General features: G+C 51.3%; 17 protein-coding genes. 13 read left to right on the top strand and 4 right to left on the bottom strand.

The features are described from left to right. The 4 genes from ACJJI4_RS14850 to gltA all read right to left on the bottom strand — a co-directional run bounded on the left by ACJJI4_RS14850 (window position 1) and on the right by gltA (window position 6,011). Window positions 1-1,353: a cytochrome c3 family protein gene (locus ACJJI4_RS14850; protein ID WP_444925648.1), complete on the bottom strand. Its 1,353-nt coding sequence runs from the start codon at window positions 1,351-1,353 to the stop codon at window positions 1-3. Then, window positions 1,354-3,381: an FAD-dependent oxidoreductase gene (locus ACJJI4_RS14845; RefSeq protein ID WP_444925647.1), complete on the bottom strand. Its 2,028-nt coding sequence runs from the start codon at window positions 3,379-3,381 to the stop codon at window positions 1,354-1,356. Window positions 3,382-3,868: 487 nt separating this feature from the next. Beyond that, window positions 3,869-4,405: a hemerythrin domain-containing protein gene (locus ACJJI4_RS14840; protein WP_444896420.1), complete on the bottom strand. Its 537-nt coding sequence runs from the start codon at window positions 4,403-4,405 to the stop codon at window positions 3,869-3,871. Between the two features lie 316 nt (window positions 4,406-4,721). Continuing rightward, window positions 4,722-6,011, bottom strand: a complete 1,290-nt coding sequence (gene gltA / locus ACJJI4_RS14835) for a citrate synthase (RefSeq protein WP_413662987.1) — start codon at window positions 6,009-6,011, stop codon at window positions 4,722-4,724. A gap of 439 nt (window positions 6,012-6,450) precedes the next feature. On the opposite strand from gltA, the gene sdhC reads away from it, so the two are divergent. The 13 genes from sdhC to ACJJI4_RS14770 all read left to right on the top strand — a co-directional run bounded on the left by sdhC (window position 6,451) and on the right by ACJJI4_RS14770 (window position 21,891). Next, entirely contained in the window at window positions 6,451-6,825 is a 375-nt protein-coding gene (gene sdhC, locus ACJJI4_RS14830) for a succinate dehydrogenase, cytochrome b556 subunit (protein ID WP_282933825.1), read from the top strand. Then, on the top strand, window positions 6,819-7,187 hold the full coding sequence (gene sdhD / locus ACJJI4_RS14825; protein ID WP_282933824.1) for a succinate dehydrogenase, hydrophobic membrane anchor protein: 369 nt from the start codon (window positions 6,819-6,821) through the stop codon (window positions 7,185-7,187). Before sdhC ends, sdhD begins: the two co-directional genes overlap by 7 nt. Before the next feature lie 3 nt (window positions 7,188-7,190). Continuing rightward, entirely contained in the window at window positions 7,191-8,963 is a 1,773-nt protein-coding gene (gene sdhA / locus ACJJI4_RS14820; RefSeq protein WP_444925646.1) for a succinate dehydrogenase flavoprotein subunit, read from the top strand. A gap of 19 nt (window positions 8,964-8,982) precedes the next feature. Further along, window positions 8,983-9,687 carry a succinate dehydrogenase iron-sulfur subunit gene (locus ACJJI4_RS14815; RefSeq protein ID WP_282933822.1) on the top strand — a complete coding sequence of 235 codons (705 nt, stop codon included), beginning with the start codon at window positions 8,983-8,985 and terminating at the stop codon, window positions 9,685-9,687. 211 nt (window positions 9,688-9,898) lie between these two features. After that, on the top strand, window positions 9,899-12,730 hold the full coding sequence (locus ACJJI4_RS14810; protein WP_282933821.1) for a 2-oxoglutarate dehydrogenase E1 component: 2,832 nt from the start codon (window positions 9,899-9,901) through the stop codon (window positions 12,728-12,730). A gap of 46 nt (window positions 12,731-12,776) precedes the next feature. After that, the gene (gene odhB / locus ACJJI4_RS14805) at window positions 12,777-13,976 is read left to right on the top strand and encodes a 2-oxoglutarate dehydrogenase complex dihydrolipoyllysine-residue succinyltransferase (RefSeq protein ID WP_282933820.1); all 1,200 of its coding nucleotides are present in this window, start codon (window positions 12,777-12,779) and stop codon (window positions 13,974-13,976) included. A 65-nt stretch (window positions 13,977-14,041) separates the two neighbouring features. Beyond that, entirely contained in the window at window positions 14,042-15,484 is a 1,443-nt protein-coding gene (gene lpdA, locus ACJJI4_RS14800; protein WP_444925645.1) for a dihydrolipoyl dehydrogenase, read from the top strand. A gap of 161 nt (window positions 15,485-15,645) precedes the next feature. Next, complete coding sequence (gene sucC / locus ACJJI4_RS14795) at window positions 15,646-16,812, top strand: ADP-forming succinate--CoA ligase subunit beta (RefSeq protein ID WP_282933818.1); 1,167 nt, start codon at window positions 15,646-15,648, stop codon at window positions 16,810-16,812. Between the two features lie 2 nt (window positions 16,813-16,814). Continuing rightward, entirely contained in the window at window positions 16,815-17,687 is an 873-nt protein-coding gene (sucD, locus tag ACJJI4_RS14790; protein ID WP_108734154.1) for a succinate--CoA ligase subunit alpha, read from the top strand. A gap of 479 nt (window positions 17,688-18,166) precedes the next feature. Beyond that, on the top strand, window positions 18,167-18,886 hold the full coding sequence (locus ACJJI4_RS14785) for a M12 family metallopeptidase (protein ID WP_444917962.1): 720 nt from the start codon (window positions 18,167-18,169) through the stop codon (window positions 18,884-18,886). Between the two features lie 436 nt (window positions 18,887-19,322). Next, window positions 19,323-20,222: an S-methyl-5'-thioadenosine phosphorylase gene (mtnP, locus tag ACJJI4_RS14780; RefSeq protein WP_444925644.1), complete on the top strand. Its 900-nt coding sequence runs from the start codon at window positions 19,323-19,325 to the stop codon at window positions 20,220-20,222. Between the two features lie 5 nt (window positions 20,223-20,227). Continuing rightward, window positions 20,228-21,175, top strand: a complete 948-nt coding sequence (gene arsS / locus ACJJI4_RS14775) for an arsenosugar biosynthesis radical SAM (seleno)protein ArsS (RefSeq protein WP_444925643.1) — start codon at window positions 20,228-20,230, stop codon at window positions 21,173-21,175. Window positions 21,176-21,207: 32 nt separating this feature from the next. After that, on the top strand, window positions 21,208-21,891 hold the full coding sequence (locus ACJJI4_RS14770; protein ID WP_413662980.1) for a TVP38/TMEM64 family protein: 684 nt from the start codon (window positions 21,208-21,210) through the stop codon (window positions 21,889-21,891).

The following is a 21,891-nucleotide window of genomic DNA, read 5'->3' as shown; positions in this document are numbered from 1 at the left end:
CTATTGGGATTGATTTTGCTTGTTTTTGCTTTTGGTAATCCTTGCAATACGCTCGCGGATCAGCTCGAATGTTTCATGCTTCTCTGCGGGTTTATGCTTGAAATTATTGTTAATCAGAGTTTTGTCAGCCAGGGCAGCAAGGGAGAATTCGGCTCCATGACAGCTCAGGCAAACGGGCATCATTTTTTCATTGGGGCGAAGGTTATGATTTTGATTATGGTTAACTACAACCTGTTCGCCATGGGTTTCCCGTGGCAAATGGCAGCTGGCACAGCTTACGCCACCTTCTGGGTTTGAATTCCAGGTATCGAAGTGAGGGGACTCTTTGTAAGAGAGGCTGTGCTCATCACTGTGGCAACCCAGGCAAGCCTCTACAGCAGCAAATTGCAGATTTACTTCATGGGGCCCGTGACAACTGACACAGCTCAATTCATCCGTTGCGCTGGTATTCATGGGAAGGCGGGCCTGTTGCGGGGAGATGGCGCCGACCTGCTGGATAAAGCCCTCTTCCAGCTTGTTGGACATGCGCATTCCATGTTTTCCTTGAGTGAAGGATTCTTTTTGATCGCTGTGGCAACTAGCACATTGCTCGACAATCTCAACACTACTGAATTGCATTTGCCCATCGACGTGACAGCTGCTGCAGTTCACCTCTGTTTGTGCGTGAATACTCTGTGCCCAGACCGTTGCGATTTCTGCAGTCTGGCTAGAGCTGCTAATGTCTGCTTCGCTAACTTTTAAAGGAGCTTGATCTGAATGCTCATTTAGCCAGGACTGAACTGCTGTACGAGTAGGTAGCTTGGCAGTTTCCAATAGATCAGGTTGATCAACATGGGCGATAAGGAAGTCTTCATAGAGGGAGCCATTATCGTGATAGTTGTGGCAGCCCGCACTCGCGCAGGTTTCAAATCCCAGGTCTTTGTGACTACTGCGCTCTTCGGCAATATCGCTATGGCAGTGAAAGCAAAAGTCGCCCGCCAGGGTTACGCCCATCTCTCCTGTGATCTGTGGTTTGTGTTCAGTGTGACAACTTACACATAGCCGTGCGTCAAGAGTTTCCAGAAGTACAGCATTGCGCGGATCTAAAAATTTCTGCCGGGGGTGTGAGTCGTCTACAAGCTCCAGTTCTTCCGCATGGCAATTCAGGCAAGCTTGCTGAACAGCATCCTCACCGGCAAAGCCATCGGTATGGCAGGAAGTACAAGCCAGCTCAATTTGATGGTGACCGTGCGTGGCATCTCCACTGATAAATAGAGATTTATCGTCAACGTTAAGGTTGTATGCCACCGCAGAGCCGATAGCCAGCGTTAGCAATACACCGTAATGCCAGAATTTAAATTGATATGATTTCATCTAGAAGTAATAAACCGCAAAAATATGGTAGGCGAGAAGGACCGGTAAGGCCCAGAGCAGGGCATAGTGAACTCGGGACCACCATTTTCGGTGTTCGCGAAGTTTCAGGTCAGTCCAATGGTGGTTGCGCGCCATAAAAACGCCGACGAGAGAACCAGTTGCGGTTGCAGTTAGAAATACCAGCATCAATGCTAAATTCAGGTTTTCACCAAGGCGGAAGCCTGAATGTATAGCGAGTGCAAGTAGAGCGATTAAACCTGTAACGCTGTGTGCATAGCGCCAGTGATCGACATGCCCAAGGCTAAGTTTATTCCAACGTTTCCTGATACTGAGAGCGGCAGTAAACAGGCACATAGCGAGAATGGTATAGCCCGTAACCTGCTTCCAAAAATTGTCGTACCAGAGCTTTTCCCAAAAAAGTGCAGTCTGTACTGAGGGGGAAACTGGAGCTGGCGGCATCAGGAAAGCCAGGGCTATCAGGATTAATGACAGAACAGAAGTTATCAATATCCCCTTGGAGTGTCGCATTACCAAGTTGGGAGCTGGCACATCCAGAAGCTCAGCCATTAGCGGGCGGCAACTACCGCAAACAGACCCGGCTGTTGTCGCTTGTTGCAATTCGTTTAAATTGCGCTTCCCAGCGGAAATAGCCCTGCATAATTCCCCTTTGGTGACAGAGTTGCACTGGCAGACCAGATAACTATCGGGAAAATCTTTAATGCTATTGCCGCTTTTTTTGGCAAACACTCGCCCTTCGCTTTCAAAGTCTTTCAGTGTGCGCAGAGAGATTTTTTGCTCCTGTGCTACGGTCTGGCGCAATTCATTGGCTTCATCCCAGCTGCCAATATAAATGGCCCCAACGATGTATTCACCTTTGATAAATAAGCGTCTATAGATCCCCTTAAAACGATTGCGATAGACATGGCTCTCAACGCCCTCTTGCTGATTGAGGTTTTCCGGGGTTACCTCTCCCATTATTCCGCAGGGAATATGGGCAATTTTCAGCTGAATATCGGTATAAGTGCCGGAGTAGGGCTGCGAGAGAGATTTAGCGCTATGGTTGCGACGAATATGTGAGCAGCAGCTTTCAGCTTGTTCGTAGCCCGGTCGGACCAATTGGTAGACTTTCTTGTCAAACTCAGCGCACTCGCCTACGGCGTAAATATCCGGGTCGGAAGTTTGCATCCATTCATTGACTACGATTCCGCGTTTAGTTGAAAGTCCGCTCTGTTCGGCCAGGCTAATTTCCGGCTTAATTCCTGTGCACAACACGATAGCGTCGACGGGAATTTTTTCGCCACTTTCAAAAGTGAGTAGGCGCTTGCTATCGCTCTCTTCAATGGATGTTAGGGAGTCCGAAATTTTTAACTCTACCCCCAGTGCAGTGAGTGCGGACTTTAGGAACTCCTCTCCTTCTTCACCCAGGAGCCCGCTGAGTAAGTGTCCTCTGGATTGTAAAGTGATGTTGTTTTTAGGTGTTTTTAACGCGGTTGCAGCTTCAAGGCCCAGAGCACCAGCACCGATAACACAGATGTCTGCATTCTGCTCCCTTAACTCAAGTAAATCATTGGTGTTACGCAGACTTCGAAAAGGGTAAACACCAGGCAGATCCGCACCCGGAATCTTCGGAATAATAGGATTTGATCCAGTCGCTATTATTAGCTTGGAATAAGGTTGTATATTCCCTGCAGCATCGGTGACTGTTTTTTTGGAGCGATCAATAGAGACTATTTTACGGTCAATATATTCTGCCAGGCGGTGGTCACTTTGACTGAGAATAGGGTTATCAAGCTCCTCCAACTCTACATGGCTTGATAGATATTGAGAAAGTTTAACCCGGTTGTAGGGAGACTCTGTTTCTGCTCCATAGATAACAATTTGAGCTTCATCACAGAATTCTAATAATTTTTGTGCGCAACGCACACCCACCGGACCAGTACCGATAATTACATAAATTGGGTAACTGTTATCATTAGTATGGATGCCGCTTGGTAATTGCTCGACAAGTGTGTCGTCTAGCTCAGTCATACCTCCCCCCGACTGCTTTGATTTTCTATTAGTCTTTGTATTTTTAATTTGTCTGCCAGATGGCCTGCTAATTTTCTTAGACTAATATCCCACTCTTTAGTGTTTTTTTGAATTCTAGTCCCTATATGTTTAAACAAAATTAAATAAAGGTCTAGTACCAAATAAACGATGACGATAGAGAATTGGGTGTAAAGTAAGGTCAGGTCGGAAAATAAGACTGGATTTAACTGATGCGCACAGTTTTTTGGAGAGCTAAATGTAACTTGCCCAAATTCGGTGCTTATATTTAATTTGACTGTGAAAATTGGCGGGGAGAGGGGAGTGCTTTCCAGTTACTTTGTGACAGCTGAGCGGCCAAAAAATATGCGGCCCCGTCCTTGTGGGCTGCGGACTGTAAAATAGTATGCCTATTGTAAAGATTTGTTTTTTATCGGCATTCCTAGGTTAAATATCTCACTACTCCTGATAAAAAAACTAAACGTTGCTTTTAGGAGGGCTGATAAAGGACGTAGAGTTCTTTTTCTTCTAGGGCAGTACGGCGAGTTAGCGCTTCACCGATTTTCTGATAATCCATTTTGAAATCGCGAACCATTTCAGGGGTAAAGGCTTCGTGGTTGTAGCGTTTGCAAAATTGCACAACGGCATTTGCAATTTCATTCATATCGGTGCGGAAATCTTTAACTACTTGCAGTGTGTGGGTATCGCCAGCCAGTGCTTGCTCTAGGTATACGTAAAAACGTACATTTTCTTTGATTAGATGGGCCTGGAAGCCAGATTTAAATTGGGTCAGTAGCTGCGATAGCTGGCGGTAGTTCTGCTTCTCATAACCCTCTGACCACATGCGCTGAAAAATACTGATCAGGGTGCGGTGATCGTCTTCAAGGGCTTTGATTAGAGTGGGGTCGTAAGAGATTGTGCGGGCACCTTTAGCTCCTGCATAAGAGCTGCGAGTATATTTTTCCTCAAGGTCCGCCGCGTCTTCTGTTTTGTTACTTCGGAACATTCCAGAAATAAAACTAAGCATGAATTTAGTCTCAGTAAATTTAAAGGTTTGTTATTAGGTCTGATAGCGCCGCGAAGTTGGGGGTAACTTAAAGAAAGCAAAGCTGCTTGGGTCCCGGCGGGCGTGGCGGATTTTACATTGGATGACAGTTGGTTTAACTGTTATGGAAGGGGCGAGTAAAGCAAAATTTCCAAATTGGGACTTGTGTCACACTTCAGGTGTTTGCTTTTTAATTTTTATCGAAATGTAGTTGATTATCGCCGGTAGAATCAAAATAAATTCAAATATCTAATTAATAAAAAACCCGGCATAGCCGGGTTTTTTTGATTGCTTGAGCTTAGCGCTGCTCGAGCGGTACATAATCGCGCTGTGGGTAGCCGGTATACAGCTGGCGAGGACGACCAATTTTGTACGGATTGGAAATCATTTCATTCCAGTGTGCAATCCAGCCTGAAGTACGGCCTGTGGCAAAAATTACGGTGAACATATCGGTGGGGATACCGATAGCTTTCATAATAATGCCGGAGTAGAAATCTACGTTCGGGTAGAGTTTCTTCTCTACGAAGTAATCGTCCTCAAGGGCGATTTTCTCCAGCTTCTTGGCGATCTTCAGCAGAGGATCATTTTCTGCACCCATGGCACCCAGAACTTCATCACAGATGCCTTGCATTACGCGGGAGCGTGGATCGAAGTTCTTGTAGACGCGGTGACCAAAGCCCATCAGGCGGAAGGGGTCATTCTTATCTTTGGCGCGCTTCACGAATTCGTCGATACGGCTTTCGTCGCCAATTTCCTGCAGCATGTTCAATACCGCTTCGTTGGCGCCGCCGTGAGCGGGGCCCCACAAAGTGGCAATGCCGGAAGAAATACAGGCGAACGGATTGGCACCAGAAGAGCCGGCCAGGCGAACAGTGGAGGTGGATGCATTCTGCTCGTGGTCTGCGTGCAGCAGGAAGATGATGTCCATTGCCTTGGCGACAACCGGGTCTATCTTGCTGGGCTCGCAGGGGTTGCCAAACATCATGTGCAAGAAGTTCTCGGAATAGCTGCGGCTATTGTCCGGGTACATGAAGGGCATGCCCTGGGAGTGCTTGTAGCACATGGCTGCCAGGGTTGGCATCTTGGCAATCAGGCGGTGGGCGGAAATCTCGCGGTGCTCCGGATTGGTGATATCCAGGGAGTCGTGATAGAAGGAAGCGAGGGCACCAACTACGCCACACATCATCGCCATTGGGTGGGCATCGTAACGGAAGCCTTTAAAGAAGCTCACCAGGGATTCGTGAACCATGGTGTGAGACATAATGGTGTCTACATACTTCTTTTTTTCTTCTGCGTTGGGCAGTTCGCCATTCATCAGCAGGTAGCAGGTTTCCAGGTAATCGGATTTTTCTGCCAGTTGCTCGATGGGGTAGCCGCGGTGCAGCAGTTGGCCCTTGCCGCCATCAATAAAGGTGATCTTGGAATCACATGAGGCGGTAGATACGAAGCCCGGGTCGTAAGTAAATAAGCCTTTACTGGTCAGACCGCCGACATCAATAACATCGGGGCCGAGGGTGCCGGAGCGAACTGGCATCTCAAGGGCGCCGTCGATACCATCGACTGTGAGGTGCGCTTTTTTATCGGACATTGCGGACTCCTAAAAATGTTCTTATGCCGGCCTTTTCCCGCTGTTTTCGGGAGCTAGCGGCCTTTTGAGCGGGGCCAAACTTAAGTGCCGCGCCGCAAATTGTCAAACCAAAAGGAATGGACGACCAGTCTATTGGCGACAGGATATCCGGTTCCGCTCCATACTCGTAGAGTATTTGTCTAGATAATGCACAGGAAAGTCTGAGGAAATCCCGCGATTCCCGATTTACTACGCGATACTGGTGGGAACCCGGCGTAATCGCAGGCGTTCGTTGTGTTTTGACTAGTGAATGCCTATAATCCGCGCGGCTTGCGCCATGGTACGGCTACTTTGTATAAGGCTTCATCAGGTCGAGTGCAAAGTAATCAGCAAGCAGCTCGTCCCTCCATTGAAAAGCTAACGGGCGCCCGGTCGTTCAGGGCAACAAGGTGTTTTTCCTGTGAACAAAAACAGACCTGTCAATTTAGACATTTCCACTATAAAGCTTCCCGCTACCGCTGTGGTTTCCATTTTGCATCGTATTTCCGGTGTAGTGCTCTTCGTTGTTGTTGCACTACTACTGTGGATGCTCGATGTCAGTTTGGAATCCGAGCAGGGATTCGCCGAAATTGCAGCGGTATTTAACAGTATCCCTGCCAAGCTCATTCTCTGGGCATCGCTGGCGGCACTTATTTACCACATTCTGGCAGGTGTTCGTCATCTGTTTATGGATATGGGAGTAGGTGAAAGTCTCGAAGGCGGCCGTCGCAGCGCTGTGTCAGTGCTGGTGCTGGCTGTAATCCTTATTCTTCTGGCGGGAGTATGGTTGTGGTAAAAACAGTAACAAGCTTTGGCCGTAGCGGTACTTTCGATTGGCTCTACCAGAGAGTCACTGCGGTAATATTGCTCGCCTATACCCTCTTTATAGTGGGTTTTATCTTTTTTAGTAAAGACTTCGGCTACCAAGCCTGGTCCGAACTGTTCGCCCAGCGCTGGATGCGTGTTTTCAGCCTGGTTGCCTTGCTGTCCACCATTATTCACGCCTGGATTGGCCTCTGGTCCGTGGTAACTGACTACATCACCAACCGGATGATGGGCGGTAAAGCCACTGTTCTGCGCTTGTTCGTAGAAGTGATTCTGGCTGCCGTTGCCGTGTTGTACGCGGTGTGGGGCATTGAAATTCTTTGGGGTGTATAAGCAATGGCGAACATGCGTACTATTTCATTTGACGGGATTGTAATTGGTGGAGGCGGTGCCGGTATGCGCGCTGCCCTGCAGATGGCCCAGTCCGGCTATAAAACTGCGGTTATTACCAAGGTATTCCCGACTCGTTCTCACACAGTATCTGCCCAGGGTGGCATTACCTGTGCAATTGCCAGTTCAGATCCCAACGATGATTGGCGCTGGCATATGTACGATACCGTTAAGGGTTCCGACTATATCGGTGACCAGGACGCTATTGAATATATGTGTTCCGTAGGTCCAGAAGCGGTATTTGAGCTGGAGCACATGGGCCTGCCTTTCTCCCGTACTGAGGAAGGTCGTATTTATCAGCGCCCCTTCGGCGGTCAGTCTAAAGATTTCGGCCGCGGTGGCCAGGCTGCACGTACTTGTGCTGCTGCTGACCGTACCGGCCATGCACTGCTGCACACCCTCTATCAAAACAACGTTAAGCACAAAACCGAATTCCTGAATGAATGGTTTGCGATTGACCTGGTGAAGAACCAGGACGGTGCTGTTGTGGGTGTGATCGCCATGTGCATCGAAGATGGCGAAGTGGTTTATATCAAATCCAAAGCGACTGTATTCGCAACCGGCGGTGCCGGTCGTATTTTCGCTTCCACCACCAACGCACACATCAATACCGGTGACGGTGTCGGTATGGCCCTGCGTGCCGGTATGCCGGTCCAGGATATTGAGATGTGGCAGTTCCACCCCACTGGTATTTACGGTGCCGGTGTACTCGTGACCGAAGGTTGTCGCGGTGAGGGTGGCTACCTGATCAATAAAGATGGTGAGCGTTTTATGGAGCGCTATGCGCCCAACGCCAAAGACCTCGCTTCCCGCGACGTTGTGGCTCGCTCTATGGTTCTCGAGATTCTCGACGGCCGCGGCTGTGGCCCGGAAGGCGATCACGTATTTCTGAAGCTTGATCACCTGGGTGAAGAGCTGCTCAACAGCCGTCTGCCCGGTATCTGTGAGCTGTCCAAGACCTTCGCCCACGCCGACCCGGTTAAGGTGCCGATCCCGGTAGTACCTACCTGTCACTATATGATGGGTGGTATTCCCACCAACGTTCACGGTCAGGCTCTGACCCAGGACGCTGCGGGTAACGATCAGATTGTTGATGGCTTCTACGCCTGTGGCGAAGTTGCCTGTGTGTCCGTACACGGAGCCAACCGCTTAGGCGGTAACTCCCTGCTGGACCTGGTGGTATTCGGTCGCGCTTCCGGCCTGTTTATTGAGAAGTCCCTGCGCGAAGGTATCGAGCACCGCGAAGCTTCCGAGTCTGATCTCGAAGCCGCTATGGCTCGCTTGAATCACCTGGAAACCAATGAGAAGGGTGAGAAGGCTGCCGACCTGCGCAAAGAGCTGCAGGGCGTGATGCAGAACCACTTCGGCGTATTCCGTCGCGGCGACTTTATGGCCGAAGGTGTGAAGAAGCTTGCAGATCTGCGCGAGCGTATTGAAAATGTGCGCCTCGAAGACAAGAGCCGCGCGTTTAACACCGCCCGTGTTGAAGCGCTGGAGCTGCAAAACTTACTGGAAGTTGCCGAGGCCACTGCAGTTGCTGCAGAGACCCGTACTGAGAGCCGCGGTGCTCACGCCCGTGAGGACTTCCAGGAGCGCGATGATGAAAACTGGCTGTGCCACTCTATGTATTTCCCCGCGGAAAAACGTGTTGGCAAGCGTGCAGTAAACTTCGCGCCTAACACTATGGAAGCCTTTGAACCGAAAGCTCGGACTTACTGATTCGGGAGCGGAATAGAGTATGTTGAAAGTAAGCATTTACCGTTACAACCCGGAAACCGACAAAGCGCCTTATATGCAGGACTATGAACTGGACACCAAGGGCAAGGACCTGATGGTGTTGGACGTTCTGGAACTGCTGAAAGCCGAAGACCAGACCTTGTCTTTCCGTCGTTCCTGCCGTGAGGGCGTTTGTGGCTCCGACGGTATGAACATTTCCGGTCGCAATGGTCTGGCGTGCACTACGCCACTGTCTGAAGCTGCCCCCAAGGGTAAACTGGTTCTGCGTCCGCTGCCGGGCCTGCCTGTTATCCGCGACCTGGTTGTGGATATGGAGCAGTTCTACGAGCAGTACAAGAAGATTGAACCGTACCTGCAAAACGATACCCCGGCTCCGGCCATCGAGCGTCTGCAGTCTCCGGAAGATCGCGAAAAGCTCGACGGTCTGTATGAGTGTATCCTGTGCGCCTGCTGTTCCACTTCCTGTCCGTCTTTCTGGTGGAATCCGGACAAGTTTATCGGCCCAGCTGGTTTGTTGCAGGCTTACCGCTTCCTGGCAGATAGCCGCGACCTGGCTACTGATGAGCGCCTGTCAAATCTGGATGACCCCTTCAGCGTATTCCGTTGTCACGGTATTCAAAACTGTGTCAATGTTTGCCCGAAAGGACTGAATCCGACGCGCGCGATCGGCCATATCCGCAATATGCTGCTGACCCGCGCCGTGTAGGGGATGCTGCGGCCGGTTATCGGCCCGCTGGGGTTCGCGCTCTGCGAACCCGGTGCCAGGTAGGGCGCCAAGCAAACGACAAAAAGCCGGTTCTAACCGGTAAAAAACTGAAAAGGGGAGGTGGCTTTGTGCGCCTCCCCTTTTGTGAGTGAAAGGAAAGCGCAGTGGCTCAAGAGAAGATAAGCACACTGCAATTGAGGTAGGCATCAACATGCACGAAAGTACCATGGAGCAGCTGTGGCGTAGCTCCCATATCTCCGGGGGCAATGCTGCCTACGTGGAGGAGCTTTACGAGACCTATCTGCACGACCCCAACGGTGTCCCCGAGGAGTGGCGCAATTATTTCGATAGCCTCCCCCGCGTTGAGGGCAGCAGCGATGTTTCCCACGCCGCTGTTCGCCAGCACTTTGAGCTGCTCAGCAAACACCGCGCGCGTCCGGTGGCCGCTCCCGGTGCGGCCGGCTCTGCCAATATTGAGCACGAGCGCAAGCAGATTAAAGTTCTGCAACTGATCGATTCCTACCGCCATCGCGGCCATAAAAAAGCGACCCTCGACCCCCTGGGCTTGATGGCTCGCGAACAAGTGCCCGACCTGCAACTGAGCTACCACGGCCTGACTGAGGGTGATTTCGATACCACCTTCAATACCGGTAGCCTGTTCCTCGGTAAAGAAGAGGCGACCCTGCGTGAAATCGTCGAGGGTTTGGAGAATACCTACTGTGGCAATCTGGGTGCGGAGATCATGCATCTCTCCAACCTGGAAGAGCAGCAGTGGTTCCAGCAGCGCCTTGAGCGCAGCCAGTCTAAAGCCAACTTCGGCACCGACATCCAGATTGAAATCCTGCAGCGCCTTTCCGCCGCTGAAGGCCTGGAGCGCCACCTGGACTCCAAGTACCCCGGCACCAAGCGCTTCGGTGTAGAGGGTGGTGAGAGCCTGATCCCGATGATGGACGCTCTGATCCGTCGCTCCGGCACCTACGGGGTGAAGGAAGTGGTGATCGGTATGGCCCACCGCGGCCGCCTGAATACCCTGGTCAATATCCTCGGTAAAAACCCTGCGGATCTGTTCCAGGAGTTTGAAGGCAAGAAGACCCTCGATACTTCCGGTGACGTGAAATACCACCAGGGCTTCTCCTCTAACGTGATGACTCCCGGTGGTGAAGTGCATCTGGCCCTGGCCTTTAACCCGTCGCACCTGGAAATCAGTGCGCCCGTGGTAGTGGGTTCCGTGCGCGCCCGCCAGGATCGCCGCAAAGATGCGACCGGTGAGAAAGTAATGCCGATCAACATCCATGGTGACGCGGCTTTTGCCGGCCAGGGTGTGGTGCAGGAAACCCTGCAGATGTCCCAGACCCGCGGTTACTACACCGGCGGTACTGTGCACATCGTACTGAACAACCAGGTGGGCTTTACCACCAGCAAGCGTGAAGATGCCCGCTCCACCGAGTACTCCACCGATCCCGCTAAGATGATCGATGCGCCGGTGCTGCACGTGAATGGCGACGATCCGGAAATGGTCGTATTGGCCGCGCTGCTGGCGGTGGACTACCGCTACGAATTTAAGAAAGATATCGTTATCGACCTGGTCTGCTACCGTCGTCGCGGCCATAACGAGACCGATGACCCCTCTGGTACCCAGCCGCTGATGTACCAGACTATCCGCAAGCACAAGACTACCCGCACGCTCTATTCCGAGAAGCTGGTGGGCGAGGGCATCCTGGACAAGGTTGCCGCAGACAAGCTGGCCAACGACTACCGCGACAAACTGGATGCCGGTGAAGACGTTGCTACCGGTCTTGTGAAGAAGCCGGACTCCTCCATGTTTGTTGACTGGAGCCCCTACCTGGGCCACGACTGGCAGGTGCCTGCAGATACCGGCTATGCGCTGCCGAAGCTGCAGGATGTCGCTACTCGCATGACCAACGTGCCCGATGGCGTGGTAATGCAGCGCCAGGTCTCCAAAATTTATGAAGACCGCCGCAAAATGGCCGGTGGCGCCCTGCCTCTGAACTGGGGCATGGCGGAAACTTTGGCTTACGGCACTCTGCTGGAAGAGGGCTTTATGGTCCGCTTTACCGGTGAAGACGTGGGTCGCGGTACCTTCTCCCACCGTCACGCGGTGGTTCACAGCCAGAAAGACGGTCAGAGCTATGTGCCTTTGCAGCATATGTTTGAAGACCAGCCGCCTTTCTATATCTACGACTCGCTGCTGTCCGAAGAGGCGGTGTTGGCGTTTGAATACGGCTACGCCACCACAACACCAAAGTCCCTGGTGGTGTGGGAAGCCCAGTTTGGTGACTTCGCCAACGGTGCCCAGGTTGTGATCGACCAGTTCATCACTTCCGGTGAGCATAAGTGGGGCCGTATGTGCGGCCTGGTAATGCTGTTGCCGCACGGCTATGAAGGCCAGGGCCCAGAGCACTCCTCTGCACGCCTTGAGCGCTTTATGCAGCTGTGTGCGGAGCACAATATCCAGGTGTGTAACGCCACTACCCCGGCACAGATCTTCCATCTGCTGCGTCGCCAGGCGGTGCGCCCCATGCGCCGTCCTCTGGTGATTATGAGTCCAAAGTGGATTCTGCGTCACAAGCTGGCCACTTCCAGCCTGGAAGAGCTGGCAGAAGGTCGCTTCCACAACGTGATCCAGGACCAGGGCGTAGATCCAGACAAAGTGAAGCGTGTGGTTCTGTGTTCCGGCAAGGTTTACTACCACCTGCTGGAAGCCCGTATGGAGCGCGAACAGGAAGATGTGGCGTTCGTGCGAATCGAGCAGCTGTACCCATTCCCGGACGAAGAGTTTGTGGAAGCGGTTTCCGCATTCAAGAAGATCAAGAGTGTTGCCTGGTGTCAGGAGGAGCCCATGAACCAGGGCGCCTGGTACTCCAGCCAGCACCACTTGCGTCGCCTGTTGTCGGAAACCCATCCGAAGCTGGATCTGGAATATGTGGGCCGCGCCCCATCCGCAGCACCTGCGGCGGGCTATATGTCCACGCACCTTGAAGAACAGAATAAGTTCATCAACGAGGCGCTGACCGTCAAATAACCGGCGGCAGTAATAAGTGAAGAGTCAATCTCAGGAAACAGAAAAAATGACGATCGAGATTAAAGCGCCAACTTTCCCTGAATCAGTTCAGGACGGAACTGTCGCCACCTGGCATAAACAACCTGGTGAAGCTGTGTCCCGCGATGAACTGATCGTGGATATCGAAACCGATAAAGTTGTGCTGGAAGTTGTTGCACCTGCCGATGGTGCCCTGACTGAAATCATCAAGGGTGAGGGCGATACCGTTCTCTCCAATGAAGTGATTGCCAAGTTTGAAGCGGGCGCTGGCGCAGCTGCTGCCCCGGCGGAAGAAAAAGCAGAAGCTCCGGCTGCCGAAGCCGCAGCTCCTGCGGCTGGCGACAAAATTGCTATGCCATCTGCCAAGAAAATGGCTGCTGAGAAGGGCGTAGACCTGGCCGGTGTTGAAGGCACTGGCAAGGGTGGCCGCGTTCTTAAGGAAGACGTAATGAAAGCGGGCACTGCGCCGGCTGCCGCTGCTGCACCTGCCGCCGCTGTTGCTGAAGTTGCGGTTGCTCCGGGTGAGCGCGTAGAGAAGCGTGTTCCCATGACCCGTATGCGCAAGCGTATCGCTGAGCGCCTGCTGGATGCTTCCCAGTCCACCGCCATGCTCACCACCTTTAACGAGGTGAACATGAAGCCGATTATGGACCTGCGCAAGAACTATAAAGACCTGTTCGAGAAGACCCACAACGGCACTCGCCTGGGCTTTATGGGCTTCTTCGTAAAAGCTGCAGTAGAAGCGCTGAAGCGCTACACCGCAGTGAATGCGTCTATCGACGGCAACGATATCGTTTACCACGGTTACCAGGATATCGGTGTAGCGGTTTCCTCGCCGAAAGGCCTGGTTGTGCCGATTCTGCGCAATGCGGAGAACATGGGCCTGGCGGATATGGAAAACAATATCCGCGATCTGGGTGTTCGCGCCCGCGATGGCAAACTGTCTATCGAAGAGATGACTGGCGGTACCTTCACCATCACCAACGGTGGTGTATTCGGTTCCCTGCTGTCCACTCCGATTTTGAACCCACCGCAAACTGCAATTCTGGGTATGCACAAAATCCAGGAGCGCCCGATGGCGGTAAATGGCAAGGTGGAAATCCTGCCGATGATGTACCTGGCGCTGTCCTATGACCACCGTCTGATCGACGGTAAGGAAGCAGTTGGCTTCCTGGTAGCGATCAAGGAAATGATCGAAGATCCAGCGCGTATCTTGCTCGAAGTTTAAACAATAAATCTTGGGGCCTGCGGGCCCCCTCGATCACACTGCATTAGAAATATCTGGAACTGATCATGTCCGAAAAATTTGACGTAATCGTAATTGGCTCCGGTCCTGGTGGTTATGTCGCTGCCATCCGTGCCGCTCAGTTGGGCTTGAAAACGGCTTGTATCGAAAAGTGGAAAAACAAGGAAGGTAAATACGTAAATGGCGGTACCTGCCTGAACGTTGGCTGTATTCCTTCCAAGGCACTGCTGGACAGCTCCTGGAAATACCACGAAGCCAAAGATGCTCTCGACGTGCACGGCATTGAAGTCGGCAAGGTCAAAATGGATGTGAGCAAGATGATCGAGCGCAAAGGCGAGATCGTTAAGAAGCTGACCGGTGGTGTAGCAGGTCTGTTCACCGCCAATAAAGTAACCTCCATTTTCGGCACCGGCAAATTGCTGGCGAACAAGAAAGTGGAAGTAACCGACGACGAAGGCAACAGCACCGTCTACGAAGCTGAAAACGTCATTCTGGCTTCCGGTTCTGTACCGGTAAATATTCCGCCCGCTCCGGTAGACAACAAAATTATTGTCGATTCCACTGGTGCTCTGGAATTCACTGAAACTCCAAAGCGTTTGGGTGTTATCGGTGCCGGTGTTATCGGTCTGGAGCTGGGTTCTGTATGGAACCGCCTGGGCTCCGAAGTGGTTGTTCTTGAAGCGATGGACAAGTTCCTGGCGATCATGGACCAACAGGCTGCCAAAGAGTCCCAGAAGATCTTCAAGAAGCAGGGCCTGGATATCCGCCTCGCTTGCCGCGTAACCGGCTCCGAAGTGAAAGGCGAAGAAGTGGTTGTTACTTACCAGGACAAAGATGGTAAAGAGCACCAGGAAACTTTCGACAAGCTGATCGTTTGCGTTGGTCGTCGCCCTTACACCGAAGGCCTTCTGTCTGAAGATGCCGGTGTGAAGATGGACGAGCGTGGATTCATCTATGTCAACGACCTGTGCATGACTTCTGCACCGGGCGTATGGGCGATTGGTGACGTGGTACGCGGCCCAATGCTGGCACACAAGGCCTCAGAAGAAGGTGTTGTGGTTGCCGAGCGCATTGCTGGCCAGAAGCCGATGATGAACTACGACGTGATCCCCAACGTTATTTACACTCACCCGGAAATCGCTGCGGTTGGTCGCACCGAAGAGCAGGTGAAGGCCGATGGCGAGCCCTACAACGTAGGCAGCTTCCCGTTTGCTATCAACGGCCGCGCTATGGCCGCCAACGATACCCAGGGCTTTGTGAAAATCATTGCTCACGCGGAAACTGACCGCGTACTGGGTGCCCATATTGTTGGCCCGTCTGCCGCAGACTTGGTTCAGCAAGTGGCGATCGCGATGGAATTCGGCTCCAGTGCTGAAGACATCGGTATGACGGTATTTGCGCACCCGACTCTTTCCGAAACTGTGAAAGAAGCGGCGCTGGGCGTGAACGGCCATGCGATTCACACCGTAAATCGCAAGAAGCGCAAGTAAGAATATTTTTCGATTTCGGGGCACTAATTATTGATTAATTAGCGCCCCGGTTTCATTTGTGGAATTTGAAATTTGCAACGACGGAAATTTTAAATTTCTCTTTCAGGTGCAGAGTGATCTGCAATTAGTAAACACATTTTATATGTGAATTGGTATTGACTATGAACTTGCATGAGTATCAGGGCAAACAACTGTTTGCGGAATACGGATTGCCGGTTTCCAAAGGCATTGCAGCGGAAACCCCGGCAGCGGCAGCAGCAGCGGCTGACGAAATTGGCGGTGATAAGTGGGTAGTAAAGGCCCAGGTACACGCTGGTGGCCGCGGTAAGGCTGGCGGTGTAAAGCTGGTAGATTCCAAGGCAGAGATTGAAGAGTTTGCCAAGAAGTGGCTGGGCGAGCGTCTGGTAACTTATCAAACAGACGAAAATGGCCAGCCGGTTTCCCGTATCCTGGTTGAAAGCTGCACTGACATCGACCAAGAACTGTACCTTGGCGCCGTTGTTGACCGCTCCACCCGTCGTATCGTTTTCATGGCTTCCACCGAAGGCGGCGTTGAGATCGAGAAAGTAGCGGAAGAGACCCCAGAAAAAATCCTGAAAGCCACCATCGATCCACTGGTAGGCGCTCAGCCTTACCAAGCGCGCGAGCTGGCTTTCAAACTGGGCCTGAACCCGACTCAGGTTAAGCAGTTCACCAAGATCTTCCTCGGCCTGGCAAAAATGTTCCAGGAAAAAGATCTGGCCCTGCTGGAAATCAACCCGCTGGTAATCACCACCGAAGGCAACCTGCACTGCCTGGACGCCAAAGTGGTAATCGACAGCAACGCGCTGTACCGCCACGCTGACCTGCGCGAAATGCACGATCCTTCCCAGGAAGATTCCCGTGAAGCGCACGCTGCCAAGTTCGACCTGAACTACGTAGCTCTCGACGGCAACATCGGCTGCATGGTAAACGGTGCTGGTCTGGCCATGGGTACCATGGACATCGTAAACCTGCACGGCGGCAAGCCAGCTAACTTCCTGGACGTTGGCGGCGGCGCGACCAAAGAGCGCGTTGTTGAAGCGTTCAAGATCATCCTGTCTGACGAGAACGTAAAAGCCGTACTGATCAACATCTTCGGTGGTATCGTTCGCTGTGACATGATCGCCGAAGGCGTTGTGGGCGCAGTAAAAGAAGTTGGCGTTAAAGTACCGGTTGTTGTACGCCTGGAAGGTAACAACGCAGATCTGGGCGCCAAGGTTCTGAGCGACAGTGGCCTGAACATTATCGCGGCTACCAGTCTGACCGATGCGGCTCAGCAAGTGGTTAAAGCTGCGGAGGGTAAATAATCATGTCAGTATTGATTAACAAAGACACTAAAGTAATCTGCCAGGGCTTCACCGGCTCCCAGGGTACTTTCCACTCCGAGCAAGCGATTGCTTACGGCACCAAGATGGTTGGTGGTGTAACTCCGGGTAAAGGCGGCCAGACTCACCTGGGCCTGCCAGTATTCGACACCGTTAAAGAAGCGGTAGAGAAGACCGGCGCTGAAGCTTCCGTAATCTACGTACCTGCGCCTTTCTGTAAGGATTCCATCCTGGAAGCGGCCAACGCTGGTATCAAGCTGATTGTTTGTATCACCGAAGGTATTCCGACTCTGGATATGCTCGACGCTAAAGTGAAGTGCGACGAGCTGGGCGTGCGCCTGATCGGCCCGAACTGCCCGGGTGTTATCACTCCGGGTGAGTGCAAGATCGGTATTATGCCAGGTCACATCCACAAGCCGGGTAAAGTGGGCATCGTTTCCCGTTCCGGTACCCTGACCTATGAAGCGGTTAAGCAAACCACCGACTACGGCTTCGGCCAGTCCACCTGTGTGGGCATCGGTGGCGACCCCATCCCGGGTTCCAACTTCATCGATATCCTGGAAATGTTCCAGAACGATCCGCAGACCGAAGCAATCGTTATGATCGGTGAGATCGGTGGCACTGCTGAAGAAGAAGCAGCTGCTTACATCAAGGAAAATGTTACCAAGCCTGTAGTTTCCTACATCGCTGGTGTAACTGCTCCTCCCGGCAAGCGTATGGGTCACGCGGGCGCGATCATCTCTGGTGGTAAAGGCACCGCCGATGAGAAATTTGCTGCTCTGGAAGACGCTGGTGTTAAAACCGTGCGCTCCCTGGCTCAGATCGGCGACGCTCTGAAGGAAATTACTGGCTGGTAAGTAATTGCCAACTTTTAGTTTTCAAAAAAGCCACCCATTGGGTGGCTTTTTTTATGGTTGTATAAAGTCGGGTCAGATTAGGCAGAGTTGCGCTGGGCTCCCCCAGTAAATAGTTTTACCTATCTTTACATTTTCATGGTGTTTACAGTTTTATCTGTTGTTAAGTTTTCTTTTTATCGCTGAAAGTTGATTTTCATTCTCTCTTCATTTTTGTACTTCTATCTATAGGTCACGTAAGTCTGCGTTTTGTAAGGCTTTTCTTGTGGTTCCTAGTTCTTTTGGTTGCTTGCTGAAAATATTTGAATATTTTTTATTACAGGAATCGATTTTGGTTTTGGTGTTTGGGAAAGGTTTTTTGTGATCTCTTCCCTCTTTTTGTTTTCTATTTCTGTCGGGTGAATTTTGACTTGCCGAATTTGGTGCGGCAGTGTTGGTTCTCGTTATGGCAGCGAAAATAACTTTTCAGGAGGTGCGTCAGCATGGGGCTAGCTATAGATAAAAATATTCGAAAAATATCCTATAAGATAGACTTTGGTGGATTTTCTTTGGATAGGAATGAAGAGGTAGGTGGGGTTTGGCCGAATGGTGTGGTGAAATATTATGTGCCCTCCAATTTAGATTCCGGTTATGTTAATTCGGTAAAAAAGGCTATGTCTCATTGGGAAATTTGCATTTATCGAAAGTTCAGATTTGCAGCGATTAAGTTCCTGCAGGTTGGAGCGGCAGGCCGTGGAGTGGTTACAATTAAGGACGACCGCAGTAGTGCGACGGTAGGGTTTACCAATAAAACCGATCAATATTGTGGTGTAGATTGGAAAACTAATAGAGCAGCGATTGCCTCCCTTCCCCATGAAATCGGTCATACACTGGGTTTGGCCCACGAACACATGCGTGCCGACGCCCCTCTGTCAGTGAAGAACACACTGGACTCCCTGCAGCAGCAAACTCGGGTGCAAACCCTCACCAGGTTTTTAACACACAATTCTGCTTTTGATGGAAACTCCATCATGATGTATGACGACCAGGCAAGGGCACTGGGGATTGTTAAAAACACTCGTGAGGGAGGCTGTAAAATATCGGCCAATCAGGTGAATAGTTCTACCTGGAATCCCAGTGCTGGGGATCTGGATATGCTTTCATATCTCTATGATGGCAATCGTCAGACGCTGCCGAGATCTTTTGCTGGGCCTTTGATGTAGCCAAAAGAACTAGGGTGCGATGCGGTTATTTTTATTGGAGTAAAAATAAGGGAGTTTTTTACTCCCTTATTTATGTTGCTACATAGTGTCGGGCTGAGCTGTAGTGGCCTCTTTAAAATTCAATTTCATATCTATCAATTAAGAAAAGGATTTTCTGGGTTTTGCTAGGAGAATATTGCCTTTTCTGTGTCGATGATTATTAACTGTCAGCTCTTAATGTGGCGAATAAAAATTCATTATCGTAAGCTGTAAATCGTGGCGTCCTATTGATCTAAATTCTGAAGAGTAACTCTAGCTTACCTGTCAAATTTTAGCGGCCAGGGGTATAGGTAATATAGATGCCACTGCTTTTCTAATTTTCCTTTCTCGTAGCTGGTGATATACACGACTTGCCCCCACTCCTATACTGCCGAAAACCAATTGTTTAGGAGCGAATATGACCAGGGCATTGATTGGGGTGATTGGAGGAAGTGGCCTTTACGATATGCCGGGGCTGACTGAGGTGGAGGAGGTCCATATCGACACTCCCTTTGGCAGGACTTCGGACGCCATTGTCTGCGGTAAGCTCGCAGGTGTACCAGTAGCTTTCCTGGCCCGTCATGGTCGCAATCATCACCTGATCCCCTCCCAAGTGCCTTATCGGGCAAATATCCATGCCCTGCGCCAGCTCGGCGTGCGCTACATCCTGTCTCTCTCGGCTGTGGGCTCCCTACAGGAAGAGGTACGGCCGCTGGATATGTTAATCCCCGATCAGTTCATTGATATGACTCGCCGGCGGCAGAGTACCTTTTTTGGAGATGGCGCGGTTGCCCATGTGTCCATGGCCGATCCAGTATGCTCTGCTGTCGCTGATAGTTTGGCGCGTGCTTTCACGCTGACCCAGGCAGAGCAGCCAATTGAGTTACACCGAGGCGGCAGTTATATCTGTATCGAGGGCCCACAGTTTTCCACCCGTGCCGAGTCCCACTGGTATCGCAGTATGGGGGCGTCGGTTATCGGCATGACCAATATGCCTGAGGCCAAGTTGGCCCGGGAGGCACAAATTGCCTACGCCACGCTGGCTATGGCTACTGACTATGATTGTTGGCACCCTCGTGAGGAGGCGGTAACCGCAGAGGTAGCAATTGCGAATCTTCAACAAAATGCTACGCGCGCGCAGCAGATTGCGATGGAAGCCATACGTATTTTAGGCGCTGAGCAACCGGAGTCCTCCGCTCATACAGCACTGTTGAGCGGTCTGGTGACTCCCCTCGAAGCTATGCCTGAGGAAACACAAGCTGTAATAAAACCACTGCTTGCTCCGACAGAACCAGAGCTTGAAGAAATGGAGCAGTGATATCGATGCGTGAGACCTTACCCCTGCTGGAGCTATCGGATTTCCCCTCCCTGCACCGAGGGGCCATTGAGACCTTGCAGGTCAATATTGGCTACCGTTGTAATCAGCGCTGTTTACACTGCCACGTCAATGCTGGGCCTAATCGAACCGAGATGATGTCGGACGACAATTTGGCGCTGTTATTGGAAGTTCTTACGGTCCGTAAACCCCGTATGCTGGATGTGACTGGTGGGGCCCCGGAATTGCACTGGGGTTTTCGATCCCTTGTAAGAGGGGCGCGAGAGCGCGGAGTACATGTAATAGATCGCTGTAACCTGACAGTTCTTTTTGAGCCGGGCCAGGAAGATACTGCTGAATTCCTCGCTGAAAACCAGGTTGAGGTCGTTGCCTCCCTGCCGTGTTACTCAATCGATAATGTCGATAAGCAACGAGGTAAAGGGGTATTCGATAAGAGCATTGCGGCGTTACAAAAATTAAATGCATTGGGCTATGGCAAGCCCGGCAGTGGCTTAGAGCTCAACTTGGTCTATAACCCCCAGGGACCCTTTTTACCCCCGGAGCAAAGTGCTTTGGAGGCGGACTACCGAAGAGAGTTGGCGAACCACTTCTCCATTAAATTTAATCATTTGTTCGCTCTCACCAATATGCCAATCAAGCGTTTTGGTTCGATGCTGATTTCTAAGGGGCAGTTTCACGATTATATGGCGCTACTCAAAGACAGTTACAGTGCGGATAATCTCGCTGATGTTATGTGTCGTAGCTTGGTTAGCGTCGATTGGCAGGGAAATCTATTTGATTGCGATTTTAACCAACAACTCAACATGCCTATTCCCGGTCGATTACATTTGCGAGATTTAATCGAGATAGATCTGAAGGGGGCGGCAATTTGCGTTGCAGATCACTGTTACGGTTGTACAGCCGGGCAGGGAAGTAGTTGTGGTGGGGCTCTCTAGCTTTCTGTTAAGGCAGATGGAACCTGAAAACGATGAGTAAAAAAATCCTGCTGGTAGCCGCTATTGTCGTATTGGTGGTGGCTTTCTACTTGCTTGACCTACACCATTGGTTGAGCCTGGAAAAGTTAAAGGATGGAGCGGAGGACTTTAAACGCTGGCAGATGTCGTCGCCGCTTTTAGTCGGGTTTTTGTTTCTGGTCTTCTATATTTTGGTGACTGGCTTATCACTTCCCGGGGCAGCAATTCTAACTATTGCAGCCGGCGCATTGTTCGGTCTTTTCTGGGGTACTGTAATCGTTTCTTTTGCTTCCAGTATCGGTGCTACCCTGGCCTTTTTAATGGCTCGATATTTATTCCGGGACTATATTCAGGGGCGTTTCTCAGAGCGGCTTCAAGTCGTCAATAAGGGGATTGAGCGGGAGGGGGCATTTTACCTTTTTGCGCTGCGATTGGTGCCGGCTTTCCCTTTTTTTCTAATTAATATCCTGATGGGGCTCACCCATATTAAAGCCTGGACTTTCTACTGGGTTAGTCAGCTCGGAATGTTGGCGGGTACGATAGTTTACGTAAATGCCGGCACCCAGTTGATGAGAGTGGAAAATCTCAAGGATATTTTATCTTTGCCACTATTATTGTCTTTTGTTCTATTGGGTGTGTTTCCCTTAATTGCAAAATATGCGCTCAACTGGCTTAAGCGCAGGCGTCAGGCCGGGTGA

Source organism: Microbulbifer maximicatervae (SeqCode) (genome assembly GCF_052467305.1).
The sequence above is the reverse complement of the archived record's forward strand: the minus strand, read 5'-3'. Positions and strand labels throughout refer to the sequence as shown.

Excerpts from the sequence above, each read along its gene's own strand:
- ACJJI4_RS14850 (WP_444925648.1), bottom strand. The coding sequence starts at position 1,353 with ATGAAATCATATCAATTTAAATTCTGGCATTACGGTGTATTGCTAACG.
- ACJJI4_RS14845 (WP_444925647.1), bottom strand. The coding sequence starts at position 3,381 with ATGACTGAGCTAGACGACACACTTGTCGAGCAATTACCAAGCGGCATC.
- ACJJI4_RS14840 (WP_444896420.1), bottom strand. The coding sequence starts at position 4,405 with ATGCTTAGTTTTATTTCTGGAATGTTCCGAAGTAACAAAACAGAAGAC.
- gltA (WP_413662987.1), bottom strand. The coding sequence starts at position 6,011 with ATGTCCGATAAAAAAGCGCACCTCACAGTCGATGGTATCGACGGCGCC.
- sdhA (WP_444925646.1), top strand. The coding sequence starts at position 7,191 with ATGGCGAACATGCGTACTATTTCATTTGACGGGATTGTAATTGGTGGA.
- ACJJI4_RS14815 (WP_282933822.1), top strand. The coding sequence starts at position 8,983 with ATGTTGAAAGTAAGCATTTACCGTTACAACCCGGAAACCGACAAAGCG.
- ACJJI4_RS14810 (WP_282933821.1), top strand. The coding sequence starts at position 9,899 with ATGCACGAAAGTACCATGGAGCAGCTGTGGCGTAGCTCCCATATCTCC.
- odhB (WP_282933820.1), top strand. The coding sequence starts at position 12,777 with ATGACGATCGAGATTAAAGCGCCAACTTTCCCTGAATCAGTTCAGGAC.
- lpdA (WP_444925645.1), top strand. The coding sequence starts at position 14,042 with ATGTCCGAAAAATTTGACGTAATCGTAATTGGCTCCGGTCCTGGTGGT.
- sucC (WP_282933818.1), top strand. The coding sequence starts at position 15,646 with ATGAACTTGCATGAGTATCAGGGCAAACAACTGTTTGCGGAATACGGA.
- sucD (WP_108734154.1), top strand. The coding sequence starts at position 16,815 with ATGTCAGTATTGATTAACAAAGACACTAAAGTAATCTGCCAGGGCTTC.
- ACJJI4_RS14785 (WP_444917962.1), top strand. The coding sequence starts at position 18,167 with ATGGGGCTAGCTATAGATAAAAATATTCGAAAAATATCCTATAAGATA.
- mtnP (WP_444925644.1), top strand. The coding sequence starts at position 19,323 with ATGACCAGGGCATTGATTGGGGTGATTGGAGGAAGTGGCCTTTACGAT.
- arsS (WP_444925643.1), top strand. The coding sequence starts at position 20,228 with ATGCGTGAGACCTTACCCCTGCTGGAGCTATCGGATTTCCCCTCCCTG.
- ACJJI4_RS14770 (WP_413662980.1), top strand. The coding sequence starts at position 21,208 with ATGAGTAAAAAAATCCTGCTGGTAGCCGCTATTGTCGTATTGGTGGTG.